24 protein-coding genes are annotated in these 25,253 nt (G+C 74.5%); 5 read left to right on the forward strand and 19 right to left on the reverse strand.

Features of this window, described 5'->3' with window-relative positions; translation table 11 throughout:
• The first annotated feature begins 5 nt into the window (after positions 1 to 5).
• Positions 6 to 1,127: an N-acetylglucosamine kinase gene (locus ACQFYA_RS14415; protein ID WP_499125334.1), complete on the forward strand. Its 1,122-nt coding sequence runs from the start codon at positions 6 to 8 to the stop codon at positions 1,125 to 1,127.
• Positions 1,117 to 1,995, forward strand: a complete 879-nt coding sequence (locus ACQFYA_RS14420; RefSeq protein ID WP_499125335.1) for a MurR/RpiR family transcriptional regulator — start codon at positions 1,117 to 1,119, stop codon at positions 1,993 to 1,995. The genes ACQFYA_RS14415 and ACQFYA_RS14420 overlap by 11 nt, the downstream gene beginning before the upstream one ends.
• 77 nt (positions 1,996 to 2,072) lie before the next feature.
• Here ACQFYA_RS14420 and cimA read toward each other — a convergent pair whose 3' ends face one another.
• Complete coding sequence (cimA, locus tag ACQFYA_RS14425) at positions 2,073 to 3,722, reverse strand: citramalate synthase (protein WP_499125336.1); 1,650 nt, start codon at positions 3,720 to 3,722, stop codon at positions 2,073 to 2,075.
• A gap of 404 nt (positions 3,723 to 4,126) precedes the next feature.
• Here cimA and ACQFYA_RS14430 point away from each other — a divergent pair, with 404 nt between their 5' ends.
• Positions 4,127 to 4,612: a DUF6069 family protein gene (locus ACQFYA_RS14430; RefSeq protein WP_499125337.1), complete on the forward strand. Its 486-nt coding sequence runs from the start codon at positions 4,127 to 4,129 to the stop codon at positions 4,610 to 4,612.
• On the opposite strand, the gene ACQFYA_RS14435 is transcribed toward ACQFYA_RS14430, so the two are convergent.
• The 3 genes from ACQFYA_RS14435 to ACQFYA_RS14445 all read right to left on the reverse strand — a co-directional run bounded on the left by ACQFYA_RS14435 (position 4,560) and on the right by ACQFYA_RS14445 (position 8,248).
• Complete coding sequence (locus ACQFYA_RS14435; RefSeq protein WP_499125339.1) at positions 4,560 to 5,738, reverse strand: winged helix DNA-binding domain-containing protein; 1,179 nt, start codon at positions 5,736 to 5,738, stop codon at positions 4,560 to 4,562. The two genes, ACQFYA_RS14430 and ACQFYA_RS14435, sit on opposite strands and share 53 nt — an antisense overlap.
• Positions 5,739 to 5,817: 79 nt before the next feature.
• Complete coding sequence (locus ACQFYA_RS14440) at positions 5,818 to 6,975, reverse strand: branched-chain amino acid aminotransferase (RefSeq protein WP_499125341.1); 1,158 nt, start codon at positions 6,973 to 6,975, stop codon at positions 5,818 to 5,820.
• A gap of 217 nt (positions 6,976 to 7,192) precedes the next feature.
• Complete coding sequence (locus ACQFYA_RS14445) at positions 7,193 to 8,248, reverse strand: 3-isopropylmalate dehydrogenase (RefSeq protein ID WP_499125342.1); 1,056 nt, start codon at positions 8,246 to 8,248, stop codon at positions 7,193 to 7,195.
• A gap of 139 nt (positions 8,249 to 8,387) precedes the next feature.
• On the opposite strand from ACQFYA_RS14445, the gene ACQFYA_RS14450 reads away from it, so the two are divergent.
• Positions 8,388 to 9,101 carry an SAM-dependent methyltransferase gene (locus ACQFYA_RS14450; protein WP_499125343.1) on the forward strand — a complete coding sequence of 238 codons (714 nt, stop codon included), beginning with the start codon at positions 8,388 to 8,390 and terminating at the stop codon, positions 9,099 to 9,101.
• A 26-nt stretch (positions 9,102 to 9,127) separates the two neighbouring features.
• On the opposite strand, the gene ACQFYA_RS14455 is transcribed toward ACQFYA_RS14450, so the two are convergent.
• Both ACQFYA_RS14455 and ACQFYA_RS14460 read right to left on the reverse strand, forming a co-directional pair.
• The gene (locus ACQFYA_RS14455) at positions 9,128 to 9,625 is read right to left on the reverse strand and encodes a GNAT family N-acetyltransferase (RefSeq protein WP_499125344.1); all 498 of its coding nucleotides are present in this window, start codon (positions 9,623 to 9,625) and stop codon (positions 9,128 to 9,130) included.
• A gap of 44 nt (positions 9,626 to 9,669) precedes the next feature.
• Entirely contained in the window at positions 9,670 to 10,200 is a 531-nt protein-coding gene (locus tag ACQFYA_RS14460; RefSeq protein ID WP_499125346.1) for an ASCH domain-containing protein, read from the reverse strand.
• A 50-nt stretch (positions 10,201 to 10,250) separates the two neighbouring features.
• On the opposite strand from ACQFYA_RS14460, the gene ACQFYA_RS14465 reads away from it, so the two are divergent.
• Entirely contained in the window at positions 10,251 to 10,685 is a 435-nt protein-coding gene (locus ACQFYA_RS14465; protein ID WP_499125347.1) for an NUDIX hydrolase, read from the forward strand.
• 163 nt (positions 10,686 to 10,848) lie between these two features.
• Here the strand turns inward: ACQFYA_RS14465 and ilvC are convergent, their stop codons facing one another.
• The 13 genes from ilvC to kynA all read right to left on the reverse strand — a co-directional run bounded on the left by ilvC (position 10,849) and on the right by kynA (position 25,216).
• The gene (ilvC, locus tag ACQFYA_RS14470; protein WP_499125349.1) at positions 10,849 to 11,877 is read right to left on the reverse strand and encodes a ketol-acid reductoisomerase; all 1,029 of its coding nucleotides are present in this window, start codon (positions 11,875 to 11,877) and stop codon (positions 10,849 to 10,851) included.
• An 87-nt stretch (positions 11,878 to 11,964) separates the two neighbouring features.
• Positions 11,965 to 12,486 carry an acetolactate synthase small subunit gene (ilvN, locus tag ACQFYA_RS14475; protein WP_499125350.1) on the reverse strand — a complete coding sequence of 174 codons (522 nt, stop codon included), beginning with the start codon at positions 12,484 to 12,486 and terminating at the stop codon, positions 11,965 to 11,967.
• A 29-nt stretch (positions 12,487 to 12,515) separates the two neighbouring features.
• Positions 12,516 to 14,342 (reverse strand): acetolactate synthase large subunit, encoded by a 1,827-nt coding sequence (locus ACQFYA_RS14480; protein ID WP_499125352.1) that lies wholly within the window; start codon positions 14,340 to 14,342, stop codon positions 12,516 to 12,518.
• A 287-nt stretch (positions 14,343 to 14,629) separates the two neighbouring features.
• A complete protein-coding gene (locus tag ACQFYA_RS14485; RefSeq protein WP_499125353.1) occupies positions 14,630 to 15,721 on the reverse strand; it encodes an ABC transporter permease subunit in 1,092 nt (363 codons plus the stop codon).
• Positions 15,721 to 16,779, reverse strand: a complete 1,059-nt coding sequence (locus tag ACQFYA_RS14490; protein ID WP_499125354.1) for an ABC transporter ATP-binding protein — start codon at positions 16,777 to 16,779, stop codon at positions 15,721 to 15,723. The genes ACQFYA_RS14485 and ACQFYA_RS14490 overlap by 1 nt, the downstream gene beginning before the upstream one ends.
• Before the next feature lie 148 nt (positions 16,780 to 16,927).
• A complete protein-coding gene (locus tag ACQFYA_RS14495) occupies positions 16,928 to 18,256 on the reverse strand; it encodes a VOC family protein (protein ID WP_499125355.1) in 1,329 nt (442 codons plus the stop codon).
• A gap of 92 nt (positions 18,257 to 18,348) precedes the next feature.
• Positions 18,349 to 18,675, reverse strand: coding sequence for a 4a-hydroxytetrahydrobiopterin dehydratase (locus ACQFYA_RS14500; protein WP_499125357.1), 327 nt, complete (start codon positions 18,673 to 18,675; stop codon positions 18,349 to 18,351).
• A 67-nt stretch (positions 18,676 to 18,742) separates the two neighbouring features.
• Positions 18,743 to 19,312, reverse strand: a complete 570-nt coding sequence (locus tag ACQFYA_RS14505) for a pyridoxamine 5'-phosphate oxidase family protein (RefSeq protein WP_499125358.1) — start codon at positions 19,310 to 19,312, stop codon at positions 18,743 to 18,745.
• A gap of 61 nt (positions 19,313 to 19,373) precedes the next feature.
• Positions 19,374 to 21,083: a dihydroxy-acid dehydratase gene (gene ilvD, locus ACQFYA_RS14510; protein WP_499125360.1), complete on the reverse strand. Its 1,710-nt coding sequence runs from the start codon at positions 21,081 to 21,083 to the stop codon at positions 19,374 to 19,376.
• 104 nt (positions 21,084 to 21,187) lie between these two features.
• Positions 21,188 to 22,018: a PaaX family transcriptional regulator gene (locus tag ACQFYA_RS14515; protein WP_499125362.1), complete on the reverse strand. Its 831-nt coding sequence runs from the start codon at positions 22,016 to 22,018 to the stop codon at positions 21,188 to 21,190.
• Entirely contained in the window at positions 22,015 to 23,274 is a 1,260-nt protein-coding gene (locus tag ACQFYA_RS14520; RefSeq protein WP_499125364.1) for a kynureninase, read from the reverse strand. Before ACQFYA_RS14520 ends, ACQFYA_RS14515 begins: the two co-directional genes overlap by 4 nt.
• Positions 23,271 to 24,305 (reverse strand): amidohydrolase family protein, encoded by a 1,035-nt coding sequence (locus ACQFYA_RS14525; protein ID WP_499125365.1) that lies wholly within the window; start codon positions 24,303 to 24,305, stop codon positions 23,271 to 23,273. Before ACQFYA_RS14525 ends, ACQFYA_RS14520 begins: the two co-directional genes overlap by 4 nt.
• Positions 24,302 to 25,216, reverse strand: coding sequence for a tryptophan 2,3-dioxygenase (gene kynA, locus ACQFYA_RS14530; protein WP_499125366.1), 915 nt, complete (start codon positions 25,214 to 25,216; stop codon positions 24,302 to 24,304). The genes ACQFYA_RS14525 and kynA overlap by 4 nt, the downstream gene beginning before the upstream one ends.
• Between the last annotated feature and the right edge of the window lie 37 nt (positions 25,217 to 25,253).

The raw sequence follows: 25,253 nt of genomic DNA on the forward strand, positions 1-25,253 counted from the left end.
GTGCCGTGACCGGCCAGGACGCAGCGAACACCACCGGCGAGGTCGTCGGCGAGCACGGCGTCGAGCACGTCGTCGCCGTCGACGTCGGCGGCAGCGGCGCGCGCCTCGTCGCCGTGCCCGCGCACCGTTTCGGCGGCCCGGCCGGGTCGGAGGACGACGCCGCGGTCACCCTCACCGGGCGGCCGGTGCGCATCACCGCGGCGGGCAGCGACGCCGCGGACGTCGTGGCCGAGCTCGTCGCCGACCTGACGCGGCGGCGGCCGGGCCTCCGGATCGCGGCGGCCGCGCTGTCCGTCACCGGGCTCCCCTCGCTCGTGCCCGACCCCGACGCCCTGCACGACGTGCTGCACGACGCCGGCGCCAGGACGACGGCGGTCGCCGCGGACGCCCTCGCCGCCCACCTGGGCGCGCTCGGCGGGCGGCCCGGCGCCGTCGCCGCCGTCGGCACCGGCGCCATCGTCCTGGCGACCGACCTGCGCCGGCGCTGGCACCGCGCGGACGGCTGGGGCCACCTGCTGGGCGACCTCGGCTCCGGGTCCTGGATCGGCGCGCACGGGCTGCGCGCGGCGATCGCGACCCACGACGGCCGCCCCGGCACGCCCTCCCCCACGCTGCTCGCCGCCGCGCTCGAGCGCTTCGGCCCCGTCGACGGCTGGCCTGCCGCGCTGTACGGGCGTCCCGACCGGGCGCACGTGCTCGCGTCGTTCACCCCCGCCGTCGCCGACGCGGCCCGGGCGGGCGACCTCGTCGCGAACGCCGTCCTCCGCGAGGCCGGCACCCACCTCGCGGAGAGCATCGCCGCCGCCCTGCGGCCCGGCATCCCGCCGCTGGCCGCGGTCACCGGCGGGGTCCTGCAGATCGGCGCCCCCGTGACCACCCCGCTCAAGGCCCGGTTGTCGGCACTGCGGCCCGACGTGCGGCTCGTGACCGCCGACGGGTCCCCGCTCGACGGCGCGCTGCGGCTCGCCCGGTCGCTCGTCGACGCCCGAGCCGCCGGCGACGGCGTGCTCGTGGAGCCGTACGAGCCCTGGCTCACCGTCCGGCGCGGCCCGACCCCGGCCCCGTCATCCACCCCACCCACCGCCGGCACGCCCGCCGGGAAGGAGACCTCCGCGCATGAACGGTGACGTCCTCGTCCGGCTCCGCCAGACCCTGCCCACGCTGCGCCCCGCCGAGGCCCGCATCGCCTCGGTGGTGCTCGACGACCCGCCCGGCGTCGTCGGTGCCACCATCACCGAGCTCGCCGCGCGGGCCGGGACCTCGCAGGCGACCGTGGTCCGGTTCTGCCGCGCCGTCGGGTACGCCGGCTACCCGGAGTTCCGCATCGACCTCGCGCAGGCCACCAGCCGCCGCGCCGTCGAGCTGGAGCGCTCCGGTATCGCCGAGGGCGAGATCAACCGGACCGACACCGCCACCGACGTCGTGTCCAAGATCGCCTTCCACGAGGCGAGGACGATCGAGGAGACGGCGCGGATGCTCGACCTCGACGCGCTCGAGCGTGCGGTCGACGCCGTCGCCGCCGCCCCGCGCGTGGACGTCTACGGCGTCGGCTCGAGCGGCCTCACGGCGCAGGACCTCGCGCAGAAGCTCGCCCGCATCGGCATCGCCTGCTTCGCGCCCGTCGACCTGCACGGCCAGCTCCAGTCGGCGGCCCTTCTCGGCGAGGGCTGCGTCGCCGTCGCCGTCTCGCACACCGGCACCACGGTGGAGACGGTCCAGGCGCTCACCCTCGCGCGCGACGCCGGCGCCACGACCGTGGCCGTCACCAACTTCCCGGCGTCGCCGCTGGCCGAGCTCGCCGACGTCGTCCTGTCGACGACGGCGCGCGAGACCCAGTTCCGCTCCGGCGCCATGTCGAGCCGCATCGCCCAGCTCGCGGTGGTCGACTTCCTCTTCGTGCGCGTCGCGCAGCGCCGCTACGACCAGACCACCGCCGCGCTCAAGGTCACCTACGACGCGGTGCAGCCCCACCGCCTGCCGGCCAAGCCCCGCTGACCCGCGCCGAGGTAGCTCAAGGTCCCGCGAGGTAGTTCAGGATCCCGCGAGGTAGTTCAAAGATCCCGCGAGGTCGTTCAGCGCGGCTCGACCTCGGCGTGCAGGAGGCCGTAGACGTACGCGTCGATGAGCGACTCCCACGCCGCCTCGATGACGTTGGGCCCCACGCCGACCGTGGACCAGGAGTGCTGGCCGTCCGTCGTCTCGACCAGCACGCGGGTCGTGGCGTCGGTGCCCTGCTGGGCGTCGAGGATGCGCACCTTGAAGTCGATGAGCTCGAACTTCTCGATCTGCGGGTACACCCGCGTGAGCGCGCCGCGCAGGGCCTGGTCGAGCGCGTTCACGGGGCCGTTGCCCTCGCCGGTCGCGACGATGCGCTCGCCGCCGGCGTGCAGCTTCACCGTCGACTCGGCGACGGCGTCGGCGTCCCGGCTCGCGGCGTCGTGCCCCGCGCCCCCGGCCACCGTCTCGACGATGGTGCGCCAGCTCTCCACCCGGAAGTACGACTGGCGGCCGCCGGTGAGCTCCTCGCGCAGCAGCAGCTCGAAGGACGCGTCGGCGGCGTCGAACGTGTAGCCCTGGGCCTCGGCGTCCTTGACCCGGGTCGTGACACGGGTGAGCAGCTCGCCCTGGCCGCTGAGGTCGTAGCCCAGCTCGCGGCCCTTGAGCTCGATGGACGCCCGCCCGGCCATGTCCGACACGAGCATGCGCATGTCGTTGCCCACCGCGGTGGGGTCGATGTGCTGGTAGAGGTCCGGGTCCACCTTGATCGCGCTCGCGTGCAGGCCCGCCTTGTGCGCGAAAGCGCTGGCCCCTACGTAGGGCTGCCGCGCGTACGGCGAGATGTTGGTGATCTCGGCGACGGCGTGCGCGATGCGGGTGGCGTCCTCCAGGCCCTCGCCGGCGAGCGTGCGCAGGCCGTGCTTGAGCTCCAGGTTCGCGACGACGGTCACCAGGTCGACGTTGCCGGTGCGCTCGCCGTAGCCGTTCACGGTGCCCTGCACGTGCGCGCAGCCGGCCGCGACGGCGGCCAGCGTGTTCGCGACCGCGCAGCCGGAGTCGTTGTGCGCGTGCACGCCCAGCAGCCGGTCGCCCGGGGCGGCGTCGCGCCCGTGCGGCACGCCCAGCGACTCGCGCAGCTCGGTCACGACGTCGGTCACCCAGTGCGGCAGCATGCCGCCGTTGGTGTCGCACAGCGCCACGACCTCGGCGCCTGCCGCGAAGGCCGCCTCGACGGCGGCGCGGGAGTACGCCGGGTCGTACCGGTAGCCGTCGAAGAAGTGCTCGGCGTCGACCACGACGCGGCGCCCCTCGCCGACGAGGAACTCGACGGTGTCGGAGATCATCGCGAGCCCCTCGTCGGGGGTCGTGCGCAGCGCCCGCTCCACGTGCCGCACGTCCGACTTCGCCACCAGCGTCACGACCGGGGCCTCGGAGTCGAGGAGCGCCCGCACCTGCGGGTCGTCCCAGGCGCGGGTGCCCGCCTTGCGGGTGGCGCCGAACGCCGCGAGCACCGCGTGGCGCAGGTCGAGCTCCTTGGCCGCGCGCCGGAAGAACTCCGTGTCCTTCGGTACCGCGCCGGGCCAGCCGCCCTCGATGAAGCCGACACCCAGCTCGTCCAGCAGCGGCGCGATGGCCAGCTTGTCCGCCACCGAGAGGTTCATGCCCTCCTGCTGCGCGCCGTCGCGCAGGGTGGTGTCGTACACGTGGAACGGGGTGGCGGTCATGGCGGGACTCCCAATCGGTGACGCGGAGGCGCGGGGCCCGGCGTCGAGAGCTCTGGTCCTTCAGTTCAACAAAAAAGACCCTCCGGGTACGGAAGGTCTGCGCGTCCGGCGGGGTGGGCCGGACGCGCTACAGAATGATGAGCGAGCAACGCTGGTGCGCGAGGCGTGTCATGGGCCACATGGTGCCACACGTTCCCGCCCGCTCGACAGGCCGTCCACGCCGCGACCCGGGCCCCGCGTGGCGCGGCGGCCGTGCGACCGACCACCTGGTGTGGTCGGCTGGCCCCTGTCACCGAGGTCTGGAGGCCCCACCGATGACCGACTCGCGACCGCCCGCTGGTCCTACCGGACCGGCGGAGCCACCGCCCGGGATCTCGCCGCGCGCGGGGACGTCGCCGGGCACCGTGCCGACGACGGAGTCCACCGAGGAGTGGGGCGCTCCGGCACCGGCGTCGCGCGACCTGCTGGGCCTCGACCGCCGGCGCTACCGGTCCGGCGCCGCCGTCACCGTCGTGGTGTGCGCCGTCCTGGGGCTCGCGGCCTCCGTGGTCTTCGACAGCGCGTTCGGCGTGGGCCTGCTCGGCCCCACCCGGCTGGCGCCGGACGCTCCCGGGCTCGCGTGGGCGCTGACGGGCGCCCTCTTCGCGTTCCTCGCGGCGGTGGTGCTGCAGCTGCTCGTGCGCGTGGTGCCCCGCCCCCGGATGTTCTTCGGGTGGCTGGTCGCTCTGGTCACCGTGATCCTCGCCGCCCTGTCGTTCACGGGCGGCGGCGACCCCGCCTCGGCGGTGGTCACCGCGCTGGTGTGGGTCGTGCTGGGCGTCGCGGTCTCGGCGATGCTCAACGGCGTGCTCGGCCGGACTCTCGTGCGGCAGGCTCGGAAGCCCAGGTGACCTCCCGCTCGGGGGCGTCGGCCGCGACGACGTCGAGCAGCGACGTCGCCTCCGCCTCCAGGTCGTCCCGGTGGCGCGCCCAGGCGTCGCCGGTGAAGGGCTCGAGGTGGACGGTCGCGCGACGCGCGTCGACGTCCAGGGACCACGTCCCGGCCACGCGGCCGTCGACCCAGAAGGTCGGCAGCACGTCGGCGTTGCGCCGGAACACGAGGCCGGCGTGCTCCGGGTCGAGCAGCCGAGAACGGTCGTCGAGCGCCACCAGGAGCTGGTCCCACCGCGGCAGGAGCCGCACCGGCGCGGGCGCGTCGGCCGGCACGACGTCGCCGTCGGCCAGGTCGAGCAGCTCGAGGCCGTCCGGCGTCTCGTAGGTGCGCAGGTCCAGCAGGGCGAGCGCCCGCTTCATCACGCCGATCCCCCGCACGCCCAGCCCTCGCGCGACGTCGCGCACCGACGCCGGGCCGAAGGCCCGCAGGTAGCGCGCGACCCCGCGAGCGCGCGCCTCGTCCGGCGGGAGGACCGGCACCGGGTGCGCGAGCCGGTCGGCCAGCCAGCGCGCCCCGTCCTGGTAGCGGACCGCGACGTGGGAGCCCCACAGGCCGCTCGGCGGCACGTGCACGAGGCCGCCGCCCGCGCTGGCGAGGCGCCACCACGCCCGACTCACGCCGCCGGGGATCGCGGCGACGGCGTCCACCCCCGGGTACTGCTCGGCGGCGAACGCCTCCACCTCGTCGAGGGTGCGCGGCTCGGCGCAGAAGGCGCGCACCGCCGCGTTGAGGCCGACGAGGTCGACGCCCGCGCGGCGGGCGCTCGCGCGCCACGCCGCGAGGCGCTGCTCCGCCGAGACCGCGTCCAGCAGCGGCCACTCCGTGCTCGGCACCACGTGCAGGGTGGACCGCATCACGGTCGCCTTCACCACCGAGCCGTCGGTGAGGGCGTCCTCGAGCGAGGCGATCGTCTGCCCGGAGCGCCGCGACCAGAGCGCGACGTACGGCATGTCGGCGTGCTGCGCCTGCAGCCCGCCCACCCGCCCGACGACGGCGGGCACGTCGTCGTCGGAGCGGGTGAGCAGCTGCTGGCGGGCCAGCGTGGTGCGGTTGACCTCGTCGGCCGTGATCGGTGTCGCCATGCGGGAAGGGCCTCCGTCCGTGGTCGTGACCGACCACGCCTGAGTCGCACCCGCGCCGCGACTGCTGCGCGGCGCTGCGTCAGGCGAGCCGGCGCATCCAGCCGTGCCGGTCCGCGGCCCGACCGTACTGGATGTCGGTGAGCTCGGCACGGATCGCCATGGTGAGCTCGCCCGGCTCGCCGCCCGAGACCTGGTGGTCGAAGGTGCTGCCGGCGAGGCGGCCGACCGGGGTGACGACCGCGGCGGTGCCGCATGCGAACACCTCGCGCACGGTGCCGTCGGCCAGCCCGTCGACGATCTCCGCCAGCGGGATGCGCCGCTCCACGACCTCGCGGTCGCGGTCCGCGACGAGCTGCAGGATCGAGGAGCGCGTGACGCCCTCGAGGATCGAGCCCGTGAGCTCCGGGGTGTGCACCGAGCCGTCCGCCATCACGACGAACACGTTCATGCCGCCGAGCTCTTCGAGGTAGGTGTTGGTCGTGGCGTCGAGGAAGCACACCTGGTCGCAGCCCTGCTCCTGGGCGAGCGTCTGCGGCAGGAGGCTGGCCGCGTAGTTGCCGCCGCACTTCGCGTCGCCGGTGCCGCCGGGGCCGGACCGGTGGAAGTCCTCGGCCACCCAGATCGACACCGGCTTGACCCCGCCCGCGAAGTACGGGCCGACGGGCGAGGCGATGACGAGGTACTCCACCTCGGCGGCCGGCCGGACACCCAGGAACGACTCGGAGGCGAACATGAACGGGCGCAGGTACAGGCTCGAGTCCTCGCCGGAGGGCACCCAGTCGACGTCGGTGCGCACGAGCGCCGCAATGGAGCCGACGAAGTCGTCCACCGACAGGGCCGGCAGCGCCAGCCGGTGCGCCGACCGGGCGAACCGCGCCGCGTTGGCGTCCGGACGGAACGTCCAGACCGAGCCGTCGTCGTGCCGGTACGCCTTCATCCCCTCGAAGATCTCCTGCGCGTAGTGCAGGACGGCGGTGGCCGGGTCGAGCTGCAGCGGGCCGTACTTCTCGATGCGGCGGTCGAGCCAGCCGTCGCCCTCGCGCCAGCTGACGCGGGCCATGTGGTCGGTGAACACGGTGCCGAACTTCGGCGCCTGCAGCGCGGCCTCGCGCTCGGCGTCGGGCGTGGGGCTGTCCGTGGCGCGGACGTCGAAGAGCGTGACGAGATCTTCGAGCTCCGCCGGGAGGATGCCCGACGCGGCGGGGCTGGCGGAGGGGGTGGTGCTGGATGTGGTCATGATCGGGGGCCTTCACCGGGTGACCCCTGTAGTTTTCCACGACCGCGCACCCCGTGGGCACCGACGTCGCTCCGACCACAGCGGCCACCCGGACGGAGAGAGACGTCGGGGGATCGACAGGGGGATGACGGCCGGGGCGGGCGGTGGCTCGGACGACTCGTCCGACGGCGCGGCGCGGGTGGCGCCGCGCAGTCCGGTGACGACGCGCGGGGCGACGTCAGCCGTTGACGCGTGCGGCCAGGTCGCGCCCGACCTCGGCCGTCGTGCGTACTCGGTCGCCACGCTCGGCAGATCGGTCGGCAAGGTCGGCCGCGACGGCCGCCTCGACGCGCTTGCCCTCCTCGGTCAGGCCGAGGTGGTCGAGGAGCAGGGACACCGACAGCACGGTGGCGGTCGGGTCGGCCTTGCCCTGGCCGGCGATGTCCGGCGCGGAGCCGTGCACCGGCTCGAACATGGACGGCGCCGTGCGGTCGGGATTGATGTTCGCCGACGCGGCGAGGCCGATGCCGCCGGTGATCGCGGCGGCCTGGTCCGTGAGGATGTCGCCGAACAGGTTGTCCGTGACGATCACGTCGAACCGCGACGGGTTCGTCGTGAGGAAGATCGTGGCGGCGTCCACGTGCAGGTAGTCCGTGGTGACGTCCGGGAACTCGGCGTTGACGGCCTCGACCGTGCGGCGCCACAGGTGGCCGGCGTGCACGAGCACGTTGTGCTTGTGCACCAGCGTGAGGTGCTTGCGCGGGCGGGCCTGGGCGCGGGCGAAGGCGTCGCGCACGACGCGCTCGACGCCGAACGCGGTGTTGACCGACACCTCGGTCGCGATCTCGTGCGGGGTGCCGACGCGCAGCGCGCCGCCGTTGCCGACGTACGGGCCCTCGGTGCCCTCGCGCACGACGACGAAGTCGACGTCGCCGGGGTTCGCCAGCGGGCTGGTCACGCCGGGGTACAGCTTGCCCGGGCGCAGGTTGACGTAGTGGTCCAGCGAGAAGCGGAGCTTGAGCAGCAGGCCGCGCTCGAGGACGCCCGACGGCACGCTCGGGTCGCCGATGGCGCCCAGCAGGATCGCGTCGTGGCCCTTGATGGCCTCGAGGTCAGCGTCGGTCAGCGTCTCGCCCGTGGCGTGCCACCGGCGCGCCCCCAGGTCGAACTCGGTGGTCGAGATCTTGACGTCCGAGCCGGCCACCGCCGCCTCGAGGACCGTCAGCCCCTGCTCCACCACCTCCGTGCCGATGCCGTCGCCGGCCACCACTGCCAGGTCGATGCTCCGCGTCATGCGCCGAGCCTAAGCCCGCCGAATCATGATGCGGACACCGATCTCATTCCCCGGACGCCCGGCGCCGTGACCTCGCAGGTCACGGGCAGCTCCCGACAATTCCCTTGGCCCGTGCGCTCGGGTCGCCCACGATCGCCGCATGACCTTGGACGACGACCTCCGACCGTACTTCGACGCGGCCGCCGCGAACCTGACCTTCAACTCCCCGCTCGGTGCCGTGCGGGCGGCGGACCTCCTCGAGCGCCTCGCTCCCCCGGTGCCGGACGCCCGCGTCCTCGACCTGGGGTGCGGCTCGGGCGAGCTGCTGCTGCGGCTGTGCGCGCGGCACGGCCTCGCCGGGGACGGCGTCGACAAGCATCCGGGCGACCTCGGCCGGGCCCGGCGTGGCGCGGCCGAGCGCGGCCTGCGCGACCGGGTGGCGTTCCACGAGGCGGACGCGACCGCGTGGGAGGGGACGGCGCCGGTGGTGCTGAACGTGGGCGCCGGGTACATCTGGGGCGACGCCCCGGACGCGTTCGCCGCACTCCACCGCCACACCGAGCCCGGCGGCGTCCTGCTGTTCGGCGACGGCGTCTACGAGGCCGAGCCGGACGACGACGTGCGCCGCGACTTCGGCGACCTGCCCGACCTGGCCGGGCTGGCCCGCGCCGCCACGGACGCCGGGTTCCGGGTGCTGCACGCCGCCACCTCGACCCAGGGCGAGTGGGACGACTTCGAGTCCGACTGGCGCGCGGGGATCGAGCGGCTCGGCACGACCGGCGCCCGGGCCTTCGCCGACCGGCGGCGCGACGAGTACGTGTCCGGCTACCGCGGTGTGGTCGGCTTCGCCTGGCTGGTCCTCACGCCGGCGTAGCGCTTCCCGCCTCCCCGCGGTCCCGGTCAGCGCACGTGTCGGACCTCAGCGAGGTTCAGCCGCCCGTCGACGAAGCGTGCACCGTCGGGGACGAATCCGTTGCGCTCGTAGAACCGGCGCGCCCGCGGGTTCTGCTCCGCGACCCAGAGCTGGGCGGGCACCCCGGACGGAACGACGGCCTCCAGCAGCGCCTGGCCGACGCCCGTTCCGTGATGCTCCGCGAGCACGTAGAGCGACCACAGCTCACGGTCCCGGACAGGTGGATGGATCCCCACCTCCCTCGCCCTACCGCCGGTGGCGAACCCCACGACGCGCCCGGACGACTCGGCCACAGTCACAGGCAATTCGCCGATCCGGCGTGGCCAGACCGCCGTTCGCCGCTCAAGAGTGTCGGTCTCCCAGTGTTCTGCCGGGAGCAGACCGCCGTACGTCTCCACCCAGGACGTGTGGTGGACGATCGCGCACCCTGCTGCGTCGTCGGGGATGGCAGGGCGGATGACAAAGGTCGGCGGCGCTGCTCGCATCGCGCCATCCTCCCCCACCCGAGGAGCAGCACGAGGCCGCGGTCTCAGTCCCGGAACAGGATCTCGAACCGCTCGCACACCACGGGCATCGACGGGTCGAACTCCCGCCCGAACTGCGCCAGCGTGCGCCGCCAGTACCGCTCGTGCCCCTCGCGCCAGTCCTCGAGCGAGCGGTCGCCCTCGCCCTCCGCGGCCGCGTGCTCGGCGGTCACCGCATCGAACGGCACGGTCTCCACCTGCGTGGTCCGGATGAGGACGCGCGGCTCCCCGGCGCCGTCGAGCACGATCGACAGGTCGCCCTTGCGCGGCAGGGGCTCGTCGGCGGCCTCGTACTCCCACACGGCGGCGGCGGTGCCCGTCTTCACGTCGTCGAGGACGAGGGCCAGCAGCTCGTCCGCCAGCTCGGGCGAGTCGCCGAACGACCAGGCCGGCGGCGGCACCACGTTCTCCGAGCGCTCGCCCACCGCTCCCCCGTGGCTCGTGCGCCCCGCGCTCGGCCGGGCCACGTCCCAGAACCGGGTGATGCTGTCGGCCTGCCGGGAGTCGTCCAGGCCCGGGGTCACGTCGTCGGTCATGTCCGCCATCCTGCCAGGTCATGGCCGGGCAGGTCTGGCACGATGCCGGAATGCTGACACGCGTCGCCGCCTACGCCCTCGTCGTCGAGGGCGACCGCATCCTGCTCCCCCACTGGTCGGCCGGCACCGGGTCGGGCTGGACGATGCCCGGCGGCGGCATCGACCCTGGTGAGCACCCCGAGGACGCGGCGGTCCGCGAGCTGCGGGAGGAGACGGGGTACGACGTCGCGCTCGACGGCCTGCTCGGCGTCGACAGCATCGTGGTCCCCACCGAGCGTCGGTTCGACATCGGCCTCGGCGCCCCGACCGAGCCGATGCACGGCATCCGCATCGTCTACCGCGCGCACGTCGTCGGGGGCGACCTCACCGTCGAGGCCGACGGCAGCACCGACGACGTCGCGTGGCACGGGCTCGACGACGTCGACGCCCTCGACCGGGTCGAGCTCGTCGACGTCGTCCGGCGCTGGGCCGGCCTGCTCGACTGACTGACGGGCCCGAACTACCTCACGGGAACCTGAACTACCTCGCGGGACCTTGAACTACCTCGCGGGATCCGGAACTACCTCGGCGCGGGGCCGGACGCACGTGCGGCCGCCGGCCGGGGATCACCCGGGCGGCGGCCGCGCGCGTCGCTGCTGACGGTGTGGGTCAGCGAGCGGCGCTGCCCTCCGTGTAGTCGGAGTCAGCGGGCTTGATCCACGAGAACATCTTGCGCAGCTCGCGGCCGGTGGTCTCGATCGGGTGCGCCTCGCCCTTCTCGCGCAGGGCGGTGAACTCGGGGGCGCCGGCGTCCTGGTCGGCGATGAAACGCTCGGCGAAGGCGCCGTTCTGGATGTCCGCGAGGACGGCCTTCATGTTCTCCTTGACGTGCGGGTCGATGACGCGCGGGCCGGAGACGTAGTCGCCGTACTCGGCCGTGTCGGAGACGGACCAGCGCTGCTTGGCGATGCCGCCCTCGACCATGAGGTCGACGATCAGCTTCAGCTCGTGCAGCACCTCGAAGTATGCGACCTCGGGCTGGTAGCCCGCCTCGGTCAGCGTCTCGAAGCCGTACTGGACCAGCTGCGAGGCGCCGCCGCAGAGCACGGCCTGCTCGCCGAACAGGTCGGTCTCGGTCTCCTCGGTGAACGTGGTCTTGATGCCGCCGGCGCGCAGGCCGCCGATGCCCTTCGCGTACGACAGGGCGAGCTCCCAGGCGGAGCCGGACGCGTCCTGCTCGACGGCGACGATCACGGGCACGCCGCGGCCGTCGACGTACTCGCGACGCACGAGGTGACCCGGGCCCTTGGGGGCGACCATGAGCACGTCGTGGCCGGCCTCGGGCTTGATGTAGCCGAAGCGGATGTTGAAGCCGTGCCCGAAGACGAGCGCCGCACCCTCGTTGAGGTTCGGGGCGATCTCGTCGCGGTACACGTGCCGCTGCACCTGGTCCGGCGCGAGGATGACGACGACGTCGGCCTCCTTGACCGCGTCGGCGACGGTCAGCACGCGCAGGCCCTCGTCCTCGGCCTTCTTCGCCGACCCCGAGCCCTCGCGCAGGCCGACGCGGACGTCGACGCCCGAGTCGCGCAGGTTCAGCGCGTGGGCGTGCCCCTGGCTGCCGTAGCCGATGACGGCGACCTTGCGCTGCTGGATGATGGACAGGTCGGCGTCGTCGTCGTAGAACAGCTCAGCCACGGTGATGCTCCTCGGTCTCGATACTTCGAATCTCGGTACTGCTGGTCGGTTTGAGTCACCGGCAGGGGTGACGGTACGCGCTCGGCGTCATGCCGTGCGCACGCGCTCCAGGGCTCGGTCGGTGATGGACCGCGAGCCGCGGCCCACCGCGAGGGTGCCGGACTTCACGATCTCCCGGACGCCGAAGGGCTCCAGCGCCGCGAGCAGCGCGGACAGCTTCGCGGCGGTGCCGGTCGCCTCCACGACGACCGTGTCCGGCACGACGTCCACCACGTGGGCGCGGAAGAGGTCGACGACCTCGAGCACCCCCGCCCGCGTGGTCGCGTCGGCGCGCACCTTCACGAGCAACAGCTCGCGCTGCACCGACGACTCCGGATCGAGCTCGACGATCTTGATGACGTTGACCAGCTTGTTGAGCTGCTTGGTCACGTGCTCGAGGGGGTGCGCCTCGACGTCGACCACCACGGTGATGCGCGAGATCTCCTCGTGCTCGGTGGGGCCCACGGCCAGGGAGTGGATGTTGAACGCGCGGCGCGCGAACAGCGCGGAGACGCGGGTGAGGACGCCCGGCTTGTTCTCGACCAGCACGGACAGGGTGTGACGCGACATGGGTGGCTCCGTCTCTGCTCGTCGGCCGGTCAGTCTTCGCGGTCCCACGCGGGCGAGATGCCCCGCGCGTACTGGATGTCGTCGTTGGGGACGCCGGCGGCGACCATCGGCCACACCATGGCGTCGCGCGAGACCTGGAAGTCGATCACGACCGGCCGGTCGTCGATCTCCTGCGCCCGCTTGATCGCGGCGTCGACCTCGTCCTCGCGCTCCACCCGGATGCCCTCGCAGCCGTACGCGTCGGCGAGCTTCACGAAGTCCGGGATGCGCGCCGTGCCGTGCCCGGTGTGCAGGTCGGTGTTGGAGTAGCGCTCGTCGTAGAAGAGCGTCTGCCACTGCCGCACCATGCCGAGCGAGCTGTTGTTGATCAGCGCCACCTTGATCGGGATGTCGTTGATCGCGCAGGTGGCCAGCTCCTGGTTGGTCATCTGGAAGCAGCCGTCGCCGTCGATGGCCCACACCTCGCGGTCGGGCTCGCCCACCTTGGCGCCCATCGCGGCGGGCACCGCGAAGCCCATCGTGCCGAGGCCCGCGGAGTTGAGCCAGGTGCGCGGGCGCTCGTAGCGGATGAACTGCGCCGCCCACATCTGGTGCTGGCCCACGCCCGCGGCGTAGATCGCGTCCGGGCCGGCGAGCGCGCCCAGCCGGGAGATGACGTGCTGCGGCGCCAGGTGCCCGTCGGCGGTGTCGGTGTAGCCCAGCGGGTAGGTCTCGCGCCACGTGTCGAGCTGGTGCCACCAGGCCGCGAGGTCCGGCTTGCCCACCTTCGCGTGCTCGGCCTCGAGGGCGGGCACGAGGTCGGCGATCACCTCGCGCAGGTCGCCGACGATGGGCACGTCCACGGGGCGGTTCTTGCCGATCTCCGCGGGGTCGATGTCCGCGTGCACGACGGCGGCGTGCGGCGCGAAGCTCGACAGCCGGCCGGTCACGCGGTCGTCGAAGCGGGCGCCGAGGGCCACCACGAGGTCGGCCTTCTGCAGCGCCGCGACGGCCGGGACGGTGCCGTGCATGCCGGGCATCCCGAGGTGCTGCGGGTGGCTGTCGGGCACGGCGCCGCGGGCGGTGAGCGTCGTGACGACGGCCGCCCCGGAGGTGTCGACCAGCCGGCGCAGCGCCTCCGACGCCCCCGCGCGGATCACACCGCCGCCCACGTACAGCACGGGGCGGCGGGCGGTGGCGAGCAGCTTCGCGGCCTCGCGGATCTGCTTGGCGTGCGGCTTGGTCACCGGGTGGTACCCGGGCAGCGCCAGGTCCTGCGGCCAGGAGAAGGTGGTGCGCGCCTGCATCGCGGACTTCGCGATGTCCACCAGCACCGGGCCGGGCCGGCCCGTGGACGCGATGTGGAACGCCTCCGCGATCGTGCGCGGGATCTCCGCCGGGTCGGTGACCAGGTAGGAGTGCTTGGTGATCGGCATCGTGATGCCGACGATGTCCGCCTCCTGGAACCCGTCGGTGCCGATCAGCGACTCGGCCACCTGGCCCGTGATCGCGACCAGCGGCACCGAGTCCATGTGCGCGTCGGCCAGGGGGGTCACGAGGTTGGTCGCGCCGGGGCCCGACGTCGCCATCGTGACGCCGACCCGGCCCGTCGCGTGGGCGTACCCCTGGGCCGCGTGCCCGCCGCCCTGCTCGTGCCGCACGAGGACGTGGCGGATCTGCTTCGAGTCCATGAGCGGGTCGTAGAGCGGAAGGATGGCGCCGCCCGGGATGCCGAAGACGTTCTCGACACCGACCGACTCGAGCGATCGGACGATCGACTCGGCGCCGGTGACCTCCTCACCGGACACTGCTCGGTCGGCGGTGCGCGGCGCGGTGCGTGCGGCCACCTGGGCGGGGGTCGGGTTCGGCTGGACCATCGGTCTCTCCTGCCGGTCGGTCTTGCGGGCGAAAGGTCTGGCGAGGTTGTCGCTGCAATGAAAAACCCCCCGGTCCCGGGATGACGGGACTGACGAGGGGTGAGCGCGCTGACGAAGCCTGGTGCGTGGGCCTAGTCGGCGCGCCCGGGAAGAAGTACTACGAGGATCGTCTGCACGGATCGAACGTTACGCCCGCGACACGTCGATGTCACGTCGTGAGCCCGGTGTCCCATCATGCGGACTGCACGGGGGACGCCGGGCTCACGACGCGCGGCGGGCGCGGCCGGTCAGCTCACGTCGCGGCGACGGAAGACGACCGCGGCGATCAGGAGCAGCACGACCGTGAGCGCCAGCAGGAAGAGCCCGCCCTGCGTCTGCGACACCGCCTTCTCGACCCACGTGCACTCGACGATCCCGGACTCCCCCGGCGCGCAGGTCTGGCTGCCGTAGACGGCGCCGCCCTCGAGCCACGCGAGGACGTTCACCGACGGGCTCCAGGCCTCCGCGCTCCCGATCGCCCCGGTGACGACGACGCCGACCCAGCCCAGGACGACCGCGGCGCCGACCGCGGCCGCCGCGTTCCGGAACACGGCGCCCAGCGCCGCTCCGATCATCGCGAACGCCGTCGCCGTCACCACGAGGCGGCCGGCGAACGCCGCGATCTCGCCCCAGCGCGAGGCCGAGAGGTCGCCGAGCGTGCCGAAGCCGGCGTAGACGGCGTAGACGCCGCCCAGCAGCGCGGCGATGCCGGCGACCGACAGCGGGACCGTCCCCGCGCCCGCGGCCACGGCCTTCGACCAGAAGACGCGCCGGCGCCGGGGCTCGAACGTGAGCCACAGCCCCAGCGCTCCGGAGCTCGTCTCGGCGGTCACGAAGCTGACGCCCAGCACGAAGGCGATCGCCACGATCGCGAGGGAGCTGGTGGCGACCTGCTGCGTGCCCGCCTCCCAGTCGTTCCACAGGGAGCTGTTGATCGCGGCGACCTGCGGATCGGCGGTCGTGGCCGTCTCCTGCGCGAAGGCGTCGAGCTCTGCCTGGTCCGTGACGTCCACCGCGTCCGGGACGAAGACGGGCTGGGGCGGGAGGAACCACTCACGTCGCGGCGCCATGTCGTCGCAGGCGTAGTCGGCGGCCGGGTCCGGGTCGTCCGCCTCCGCCTCCTCGCACTCGGCGACCTGGTCGTCCCCGGTCTCCTCCCAGTTCTGCAGCTCCTGCTGGTACGCCTCCTCGGCCTGGGCCACCTCGGCCGCCGAGGGAGGTTTCGCCGTCCCGTACACGGAGAACACCGTCAGCCCGGTCACGGCGAGCACCCCGATCAGCGCCCACCAGGTGAGGCGGCGCGCCCACAGCCTCCGCAGCTCGACACGCAGCAGCCGCATCACCGGTCCTCCCCCGCGCTCGTGGCCGGCGCCGTCGTCGCCTGCGCCGCGTGGGCCGGCTCGGGCGGCGGTCCGCCACGCTTGGCGCGGCCACCCTTGTGGGAGTGGCCGCCCGGCGTCTCGTGCGCCGTGAGCCCGAGGAAGACGGACTCGAGGTCCGCCTGGAGCGGCGCGAGCTCCGACACCCACACGCCGCGCTCGCCGAGCGCCCGGTTGACCCAGGCCGCGTCGGCCGCGCCGTCCACCACGATGGCGTCGTGCTCGCGGCGCACCAGGAGCCCGCTCGTCTCCAGCACGCTGGTCGCGATCGTGAGGTCCTGGGGCGCCACGCGCAGGCGGACCGAGCGCGCGGCAGAGCCGCCGCCGATGAGGTCGGCCACCCGCCCCGACGCGACCAGCCGGCCGCGGGCCACGATCGACACCGTGTCCGCGATCTGCTCCACCTCCGCGAGGATGTGGCTGGAGACCAGCACCGTCTTGCCCTGGTCGGCCAGGCCGCGCATGGTCTGGCGGATCTCGCGGATGCCCGCCGGGTCGAGGCCGTTGGTGGGCTCGTCGAAGATCAGCAGGTCGGGGTCCTTGAGCAGGGTCGCGGCGATGGCCAGGCGCTGCTTCATCCCGAGCGAGTACGTCCGGTACTTGTCCTTCGTCCGCCCCGTGAGGCCGACCTCGTCGATGACGGCGTCCACGCGCCCCGGGGGCGCGCCGATCCCGTCGGCGAGCAGCCGCAGGTTGCGGCGGGCGCTGAACCCCGGGAAGAACTTGGGACTCTCGACGATGGCCCCCACCCGGCCCACGACCTCCGGCAGCCGCTTCGGCACCTCGTGCCCGAAGATCCTGGCCGAGCCCCGGTCGGGCCGGACCAGGCCGAGCAGCATCCGGATCGTGGTCGTCTTCCCCGAGCCGTTGGGCCCGAGGAAGCCGTGCACGCCGCCGACCGGCACCTGCAGGTCGAGGCCCTCGACCCCGACCGACCTCCCCCGCACGCTGCGGTACGTCTTGCGCAGGCCTCGCGTCTCGATCGCGAGGTCTCCGCCGCCCTGCTCGGTCACCGCCACCTCCTCGTGGCCGCGGCGTCACCCGGGGCCGGGTCGTCGCCCCGGCCGCTCCGGTGCGCGCCCCGGAGCATAGCGGCAGGCCAGCGGGGGTGGCAGCGGCGCACCGGCCGCCGTCAGCGGGATCCCGGGCTTTCACCCGGTCGCCCGGTCAGCGGCCCCACGCCTCCGCGCGCCCCGGGAGCACGGCGACGTCCACCTCGTTGCCCTCGGGGTCGGCGACGGTGCGCCAGAACGGCGACTCGGTCTGCCGGACCACGCGGCCGCCGGCCGCGACGGCCGCCGCCACGCGGGCGTCCGCGACGTCGGCGGGCACGAACACGTCCACGTGGATCCGGTTACGCTGCTCGCGCGGGGCGTCCATCTGCTGGAGGTACACCGACGGGCCGCGCAGCATCGGGTCGTACAGGTCCGTCTCGCCGCGGGTGGCGTACCCGAGCGCCGCGGCCCAGAACGCCTGCACCGCGCCGAGGTCGAGGGCGTCGAACGTGAGCTGCACGTCGCGCAGCGCCGCGGGCTCGGCCCGCAGCCCGAGGGCGCGCGCCTCCGCCTGGACCCGCTGCGCCACGCGGAGCCGTCCGGCGTCGATCCACCCGTCCTCGGGCGGGCCCACCCGCAGGGTCGCGCCGGCGTACCGCAGGTCGGCGAACAGCGTGACCCCCTCCTCCTCCGCGGCCCGGGCCGCACGCGCGACGAGCTCGACGCCCGTGTCGAAGTCCCCGGTCGCGTAGTAGGCGCTGGCCCCCTGCAGCACCCGCCAGTCGTCCACGCCGCCCGCCGCCCGGAACTCCTCGGGGGTGAGCAGGCCCTCGGCCAGGTCCTCGTCGAACCCCTCCCACGCGACGACGTCGGCCTCGTTCCCGTCGGCGTCCGCGAGCGTCCACCAGTGCGGCACGAACTCCTCGGTCGTGACGCGCCCGCCGGCCGCGAGCACCGCGTCGACGCGCGCCTGCCGCACGTCGTGCGGGACGAAGACGTCCAGGTGCAGTCGGTTGCGCAGCGGGCGGGGCTCGTCGGACCCCTGGAACCAGATGCCGGGCCACCGCCCGTGCGGGTCCACGAGGTCCTCGTCGTCCCGCTTGTGCCCGAGGACGGCGCCCCAGAAGGGCATCACCTGCTCCCGGTCCTCGGCGTCGATCGTCAGCTGCACCTCCTGCACCGCGGCCGGGTCGGCCGCGAGCCCGAGGTCCGCGGCGGTCGCGGAGACCTCGCGGGCGAGGGCGACGTCGCGCGCGCTCAGGCCGTCGACGTCGTGGGACCGCACGCGCACGACGACGCCGTCCGGGCGCAGGTCGACGTCGGGGTGATGGTTCGCCCCGTCCGCCAGCACGCGCACGTGCTCGAGGAGCACGGCGCCCTCCCCGGGCGACCGGGTGCGGAAGAGCGCGCTCGCACCGAGGGCGAGGGCGCGCCAGTCGGAGGTGCCCTCCGCGGCCTCGAACCCGGCCGCGGTGATCCCGTCCGTCGTCCCGTCAGGCATGCCGGCCTCCGTCCCTCGCGCTCGCCTCGGTCCACCCTGCCGCGCGCCCGCGCGCCTCGCGCGGTGAGGCCGGGGCGCCCTGGTGGACGCGGTCAGGGCTGCGTCGCCGCCGCCGGCAGCTCCAGCTCGCGGGCCGCGTCGCTGATGCGCCGGGCGAGGTCGACGTCCCGCGCGGACAGCCCGCCGACGTCGTGAGACGACGTCCGGACGGTGACCGCGGCGTAGCGCAGGTCCACGTCGGGGTGGTGGTTCACGGCGTCGGCGATCTCCCCGATCGCGTCGACGAACCGCACGCCGGCCGCGAACGAGCCGGTGCGGAACTCGGCCGCCGCCGCTCCCTGGTCCGCCTGCCAGTCGGCCACGCCGTCGGCGGCCGCGAACTGCGCCGCGGTGATCGTGTCGGTGCTGGTGTCGCTCATGCGCCCAGCATCGCCCGGGGCCCCGCCGCTCGCCCGCGGTCGACGGCCCGCCGGGCCTGGCAGGGTCTCAGCCCGCGGCCGGCGCGGGGTCGTCGTCGAACGCCGGGAGGCCGTCGATGCTCGTGCGGTTCTTGCGCCGCCGGTAGTCGGCCTGCCCCTCGTCGCCCTTGCGGTCCATGTACTGCGGCAGCAGGTCGCGCTCGCCGCCGTACTCGAGCAGGGGCACCCCGTAGCCGCAGGAGTCCGACACCCGCTCGACGTCGACGACGATCACCGCGCGGGCGCCCCGGCGCTCCGTGAACCGCCCGGCCCACGACGCGAACTCGTCGTCGTACAGGGTGACGACCCGGCCCCGCCCGTGCAGCCGGACGATGTTCGGCGGTCCGTCGAAGGCGCAGAACATCAGGGTGATCCGCCCGTTCTCGCGCAGGTGCGCGACGGTCTCCGCGCCGGACGCCGTGATGTCCAGGTAGGCGACGGTGTGCTCGTCGACCACGGCGAAGGACCCGTCGATGCCCTTCGGGGACACGTTGACCCGGCCGTCGTCGGCCAGCGGCGCGGTCGCGACGAAGAAGACGTGCTGGGACTCGATGAACGTCCGGAGGCGGCCGTCGATCGCCGGGTGCACTGTGCCCATGCGGGCATCCTGCCCGGTGGCCACCGGTGGGGTCGAGGCGTCTCGCCGGGCGGGCGGCCGCTCAGCCGAGCACGGCGCCGCGCGAGGCCGAGCCCACGAGCTTCGTGTACTTGGCCAGCACGCCCCGCGTGTAGCCGTGGGACAGGGGCGCCCAGCCGTCGCGCCGGGCCGCGAGCTCGGCGTCGTCGACCAGCAGGTCGAGGGTCTTGCGCGCGACGTCGAGCCGGATCCGGTCGCCGTCGCGCACGAACGCGATCGGCCCGGCGTCCACCGCCTCGGGCGCGATGTGCCCGACGCACAGCCCGGTGGTGCCGCCCGAGAACCGGCCGTCGGTGATGAGCAGCACGTCCTTGCCGAGCCCGGCGCCCTTGATCGCGCCGGTGATCGCGAGCATCTCGCGCATGCCCGGCCCGCCCTTGGGGCCCTCGTACCGGATCACCACGACGTCGCCCGCGGTGATCGTCCCGTCCTCCAGGGCGTCGAGCGCGGCGCGCTCCCGCTCGAAGACGCGGGCGGTGCCCTCGAAGACGTCGGAGTCGAACCCGGCCGACTTCACGACCGCCCCCTCGGGGGCGAGCGACCCGTGCAGGATCGTGATGCCGCCCGTCGGGTGGATCGGCCGGTCCAGGGCACGCAGGATCTTGCCGTCGGGGTCGGGCGGGTCGATCTCCGCGAGGTTCTCCGCGACCGTGCGGCCCGTGACGGTGAGGCAGTCGCCGTGCAGCAGGCCCGCGTCGAGCAGCGCCTTCATCACCACGGGCACGCCGCCGATGCGGTCGACGTCGTTCATCACGTACCGGCCGAACGGCTTGAGGTCGCCGAGGTGCGGCACGCGGTCGGCCACGCGGGAGAAGTCGTCGAGCGTGAGCTCCACCTCCGCCTCGTGCGCGATGGCGAGCAGGTGCAGCACCGCGTTGGTGGACCCGCCGAACGCCATCACCACCGCGATGGCGTTCTCGAACGCCTCCTTGGTCATGATCTGGCGGGCCGTGATGCCGCGCCGCAGCAGCTCGACGACGGCCTCGCCCGACGCGTGCGCGAAGCCGTCGCGGCGGCGGTCGGCCGACGGCGGCGCCGCCGAGCCGGGCAGCGACATGCCCATGGCCTCCGCGACCGACGCCATCGTGTTCGCGGTGTACATGCCACCGCAGGCGCCCTCGCCCGGGCAGATCGCGCGCTCGATGCGGTCGAGGTCCTCGGTGCTCATGAGCCCCCGCGCGCACGCGCCGACGGCCTCGAAGGCGTCGATGAGCGTGACGTCCCGCTCGCTGCCGTCCGACAGCTTCACCCAGCCCGGCATGATCGAGCCGGCGTAGAGGAACACGCTCGCGAGGTCGAGGCGCGCGGCGGCCATGAGCATCCCCGGCAGCGACTTGTCGCACCCGGCGAGCAGCACGGAGCCGTCGAGGCGCTCCGCCTGCATCACCGTCTCGACGGAGTCCGCGATGACGTCGCGGCTCACCAAGGAGAAGTGCATCCCCTCGTGGCCCATCGAGATGCCGTCGGAGACGGAGATGGTGCCGAACTCGAGCGGGTAGCCCCCGCCCGCGTGCACGCCGCCCTTGACCGCGCCCGCGAGCCGGTCGAGCGAGAGGTTGCACGGCGTGATCTCGTTCCACGAGCTCGCGACGCCGATCTGCGGCTTCACCCAGTCGTCGTCGGTCATGCCGACGGCGCGCAGCATGCCGCGCGACGCCGCCGCCTCCAGTCCGTCGGTGACCTGGCGGGAACGGGGCTTGAGGTCCGGGGTGGCTTCGGCGTCGGCGCTCATGGACCCGAGCCTAGGCACGACCGGCGCCGGTGGCTCCCCGACGCGCGCGGCCCTACCACCCTGCTCCGGCCTGCTCCGGCCTGCTCCGGCCTGCTCCGGCCTGCTCAGGGCCGGGCGACGACCTCGCGGACGTAGGCCGCGGCGGGCGCGGCCAGCGCGGCCCGCAGCGCGGCGAACCGCGCGACCCCCGTCGTCCCGGGCCAGCCCGCGGGCAGCACGCTCGGTGGCAGCCCCGGGTCGAGGTACGGGAGCGGTCGCCAGTCGTCGACGGCGCGCACCCAGCGGGCGAACGCCTCACCCGAGGCGCCGGGCGCGGTCGCGCCGTCGGGCTCGGCGTGCGCCGCCAGGAAGTCGGCGTGCATCGCCGCGAGGTGCGGAAGGTCCCACCAGCGGGCGACGGCGTCCGCGAGCGGCCCGGCCACGCGGGGCGTCCCGGCGACGAACACCGTCGCGGCGCCGCGCAGGCCCAGCCCGTCGAGGATGCCCTCGACCTCGCCGGCCAGATGGCCCGGGCAGATCCACAGCCCGTCCGCCACGGTGCCGCAGCCGATGCCGGCCAGGTGCCGCCGCAGCTGGTGGCGGGCGTCGCGGCGCGCCTCGGGGATCGAGAACGACACCAGGCACCACGGGTCGTCGTCGGCCTGCTGCCGGTAGGCGAAGATCCGCCGGTCGCCGCGCTCGAGCATGGCGGCCGCGCCCGGCGCGAGGCGGTACCCCGCCCGGCCGCCGGACGCCTCGCCGTCGAGCAGGCCACGCCCCTTGGCCCGGGACAGCGCCGACCGCGCGGCGCCGGGCGCGACGCCGGCCGCGCCGAGCAGGGCGACCAGGTCCGCGGCCGCCACCCAGCCGCCGAGGTCGCGGGCGTACAGCCCCACGACGGTCCGCAGCAGCGAGGTGGCGCTGCCGGGGCGGGCGTCCAGGTCGTCGAGGATCACGCCCGCCGCGCCCCGGGCCCGGTGACCTCCAGCAGCGCGTCGCGGACCGCCTCGACGCCGATCCGCACCTCGTCGAAGGACGTCGACAGCGGCGAGAGGCCCAGCCGGAGCCCGTTCGGCCGGCGGAAGTCGGGGATCACGCCGCGCTCCCACAGCAGGGGCAGGGTGTCGGCGAACGCGTCGTGGTCGACGGTCACGTGGCTCCCCCGCCGCTCGTCGTCCCGCGGCGACGCCACCCGGGCACCGAGCGGGGCGAGCAGCTCGTCCACCAGCTCCAGCGCGAACCGGGTGAGCGCCACCGACTTCGCGCGGACCGCGTCGATGCCGGCCTCCCCGAGCAGGTCGAGCATGTCCTGCATCGCGAGCGTCCCGACGATCGCCGGCGTGCCCGACAGGAACCGCCGCACGCCGGCGTGCGGCGCGTAGGCGGGACCCATCTCGAACGGCTCGGCGCTGCCCATCCAGCCCTGGATGGGCTGGGTGAGCTCCCCCTGGAGGTCCGCGCGCACGTACCCGAACGCGGGCGACCCCGGCCCGCCGTTGAGGTACTTGTACGTGCAGCCCGCCGCGAGGTCCGCGCCCCACGCGTCCAGCGCGACGGGCACCGCGCCCGCCGAGTGGCACAGGTCCCACAGCACGAGCGCGCCGGCGTCGTGCGCGCGGCGCGTGATCTCGGCGGCGTCGCTCACGTACCCCGAGCGGTACGCGACGTGGCTGAGCACGACCAGCGCCGTCCGGTCGGACAGGACCGCGGAGACCTGCTCGGGCGTGACGCCGCCGTCGTGGTCGGGCGCGATCCACCGCAGCGTGGCGCCGTGCTCGCGCGCGACGCCCTCCAGCACGAACCGGTCCGTCGGGAAGTTGCCCGAGTCGAGGACGATCTCGTCGCGCCCGGCGACCCGGCGGGACGACAGCGCGGCGCGCACGAGCTTGTAGAGGATCACGGTGGTCGAGTCGCCGACGAACGTCTGGCCCGCCGCCGCCCCGAGCGCGACGGCGCCGATGCGGTCGCCCACCCGCAGGGGCAGGTCGTACCAGTCCTCGTCCCAGCCGCGGATCAGCCGGGCTCCCCAGACCTCCGGCGCGAAGCGGGCGAGGCGCTCCGCCGACGCCCGCGTCGGACGCCCGAGCGAGTTGCCGTCCAGGTAGGCGGTCACCTCGTCGGAGTCGACGAACGCGGCGCGGAACCGGGCCAGCGGGTCGGCGGCGTCGAGCGCGGCGGCGCGGTCGCGACGGGTGGCGTCGTCGGTGGTCATGCGGCTCCTCCGGTGTCGGTGGGCAGGTCGGTGGGCGGGACGAACGCGGGATCGCGCAGGTCCGCGACGTCGAGGACGGTGGCGCGGGCGAGCCATGCGGCCTGGACGGCGCCGTCGTCGGTCCGCGCGGGCGCGGGTCCCGGGACGAACGACACGAGCCCGGCAGGCGGGTCGTCGCCCACCAGCGCCGCGAGCAGCGACCGTCGGCCGAGCCCGGCCGTCGCGAGCCCGGCGAGCTCGCGCGCGTTCAGGCCCACCGGCAGCGGGCCGTTGCCCAGGTCGGTGCCGTAGCGGACCCGGCCGCCCGCCACGGCGAATCGGCCCACGTTGTCGAGGGCGACCTCGTGCTCGGGGTTCGGGTCGCCCCAGCCGTGGATGTCGAGCGTGCTGAGCCACGTCATCGGCCGTCCCGTCGCCCCGCGGGCGGCCATGGCCGCGAGCAGCTCGTCGGGCAGTCGCTCGCTGAACGGGGCGTGCGCCAGGCGGTCGACGCCCGCCGCGAACGCTCGCGCCGCCTGGCCCGGCCCCTCGGCGTGCGCGACGACGTCCCGGCCGTGGTGGTGCGCCCGGCCGACGACGGCGGCCAGGGTGACGTCGTCGGGCACCGGCCCCGCCGCGGAGTGCAGGGCGACCTTGACGAACGACGCCCCCGCCGCGACCTGCCGGTCCACCGCCGCCGCGGCGGCCTCCGGGCCGGCGACCTCCTCGACGGCACCCGCGGGCGCCCACGACCGGTCGGACGGGTACCCGCCCGGCGCGGTGAGGAAGGCGCCCGCGTACGCGACGCGCGGGAGGGCCGGGTCGGCGGCCAGCGCCGCGACGTCGCCGGGGATCCCGCCCAGGTCGTGCACGGCGGCGACGCCGCGGGCGCGCAGCGGCGCCGGGTCCACGAGGCCCAGGTGCACGTGCGCGTCGGTGAACGGCGGCAGCAGCGTGCCGGACTCCCCCAGCCGGCGCCGCACCTCGGGCGGGACGTCGGCGGGGAGGACCACCGGGGCGATGCCCGGGGGCACGACCAGCGGGCCGGTCACGACCGGGCGCCCGGCCCGGCGGTCGCGCCGATCTCGGTGCGGACGGCGAAGAGCTCGGGGAAGAACGTGAGGTCGAGGGCCCGCTGGAGGAACCCGACGCCGCTGGAACCGCCGGTGCCGCGCTTCGTGCCGATGATGCGCAGCACCGTCTTCATGTGCCGGAAGCGCCAGAGCTGGAAGTTGTCCTCGAGGTCGACGAGCTCCTCGCAGGTCTCGTACGCCGACCAGTCGGACTCGGGGTCGGCGTAGATGCGCCGGAACACCTCGACGAGGTCCTCGTCGAGCGCGTGCGCGGTCGTGACGTCGCGGTCGAGCACGTGCCGCGGCACGTCGTGGCCGTGCCGGGCGAGGTAGCGCAGGAACTCGTCGTACACGCTCGGCTCGGCCAGCAGCCGGGCGAGCTCGGCGCGGGCCTCGGGCTCGGCGTCGAACACCGCGAGCATGCGGGCGTTCTTGTTGCCGAGCAGGAACTCGACCGCCCGGTACTGCCAGGACTGGAAGCCCGACGCGTTCCCGAGGAACCCGCGGAACTGCGCGTACTCGCTCGGCGTGAGCGTCGCGAGGACCGACCACTGCTCGGTGAGCGTCCGCTGGATGTGCTTGACGCGGGCGATCCGCTTGAGCGCGGACCCGAGCTCGTCGGCCGCGAGCAGGTCGCGCGCGGAGACCAGCTCGTGCAGCACGAGCTTGAGCCACAGCTCCGTGGTCTGGTGCTGCACGATGAACAGCATCTCGTCGTGGTGCGCCGGGGTGCTGATCGGCTCCTGCGCCGCGAGGAGCGTGTCCAGGTGCAGGTAGGAGCCGTAGGTCATCCGCTCGCGGAGGTCGGTGACGATCTCCGGCTCGAGCTCGCGCTCGTTGTCGTGGGGCGGGGCGGGGCGGGCGTCGGCGGGCTCGTGCTGGTCGGCCATGACCGGAGCCTATGTCACGAACGTGACGCCCGCCCGG

The sequence above is a fragment of the Promicromonospora sp. Marseille-Q5078 genome (assembly GCF_050315395.1).
GTDB lineage: Bacteria > Actinomycetota > Actinomycetes > Actinomycetales > Cellulomonadaceae > Isoptericola.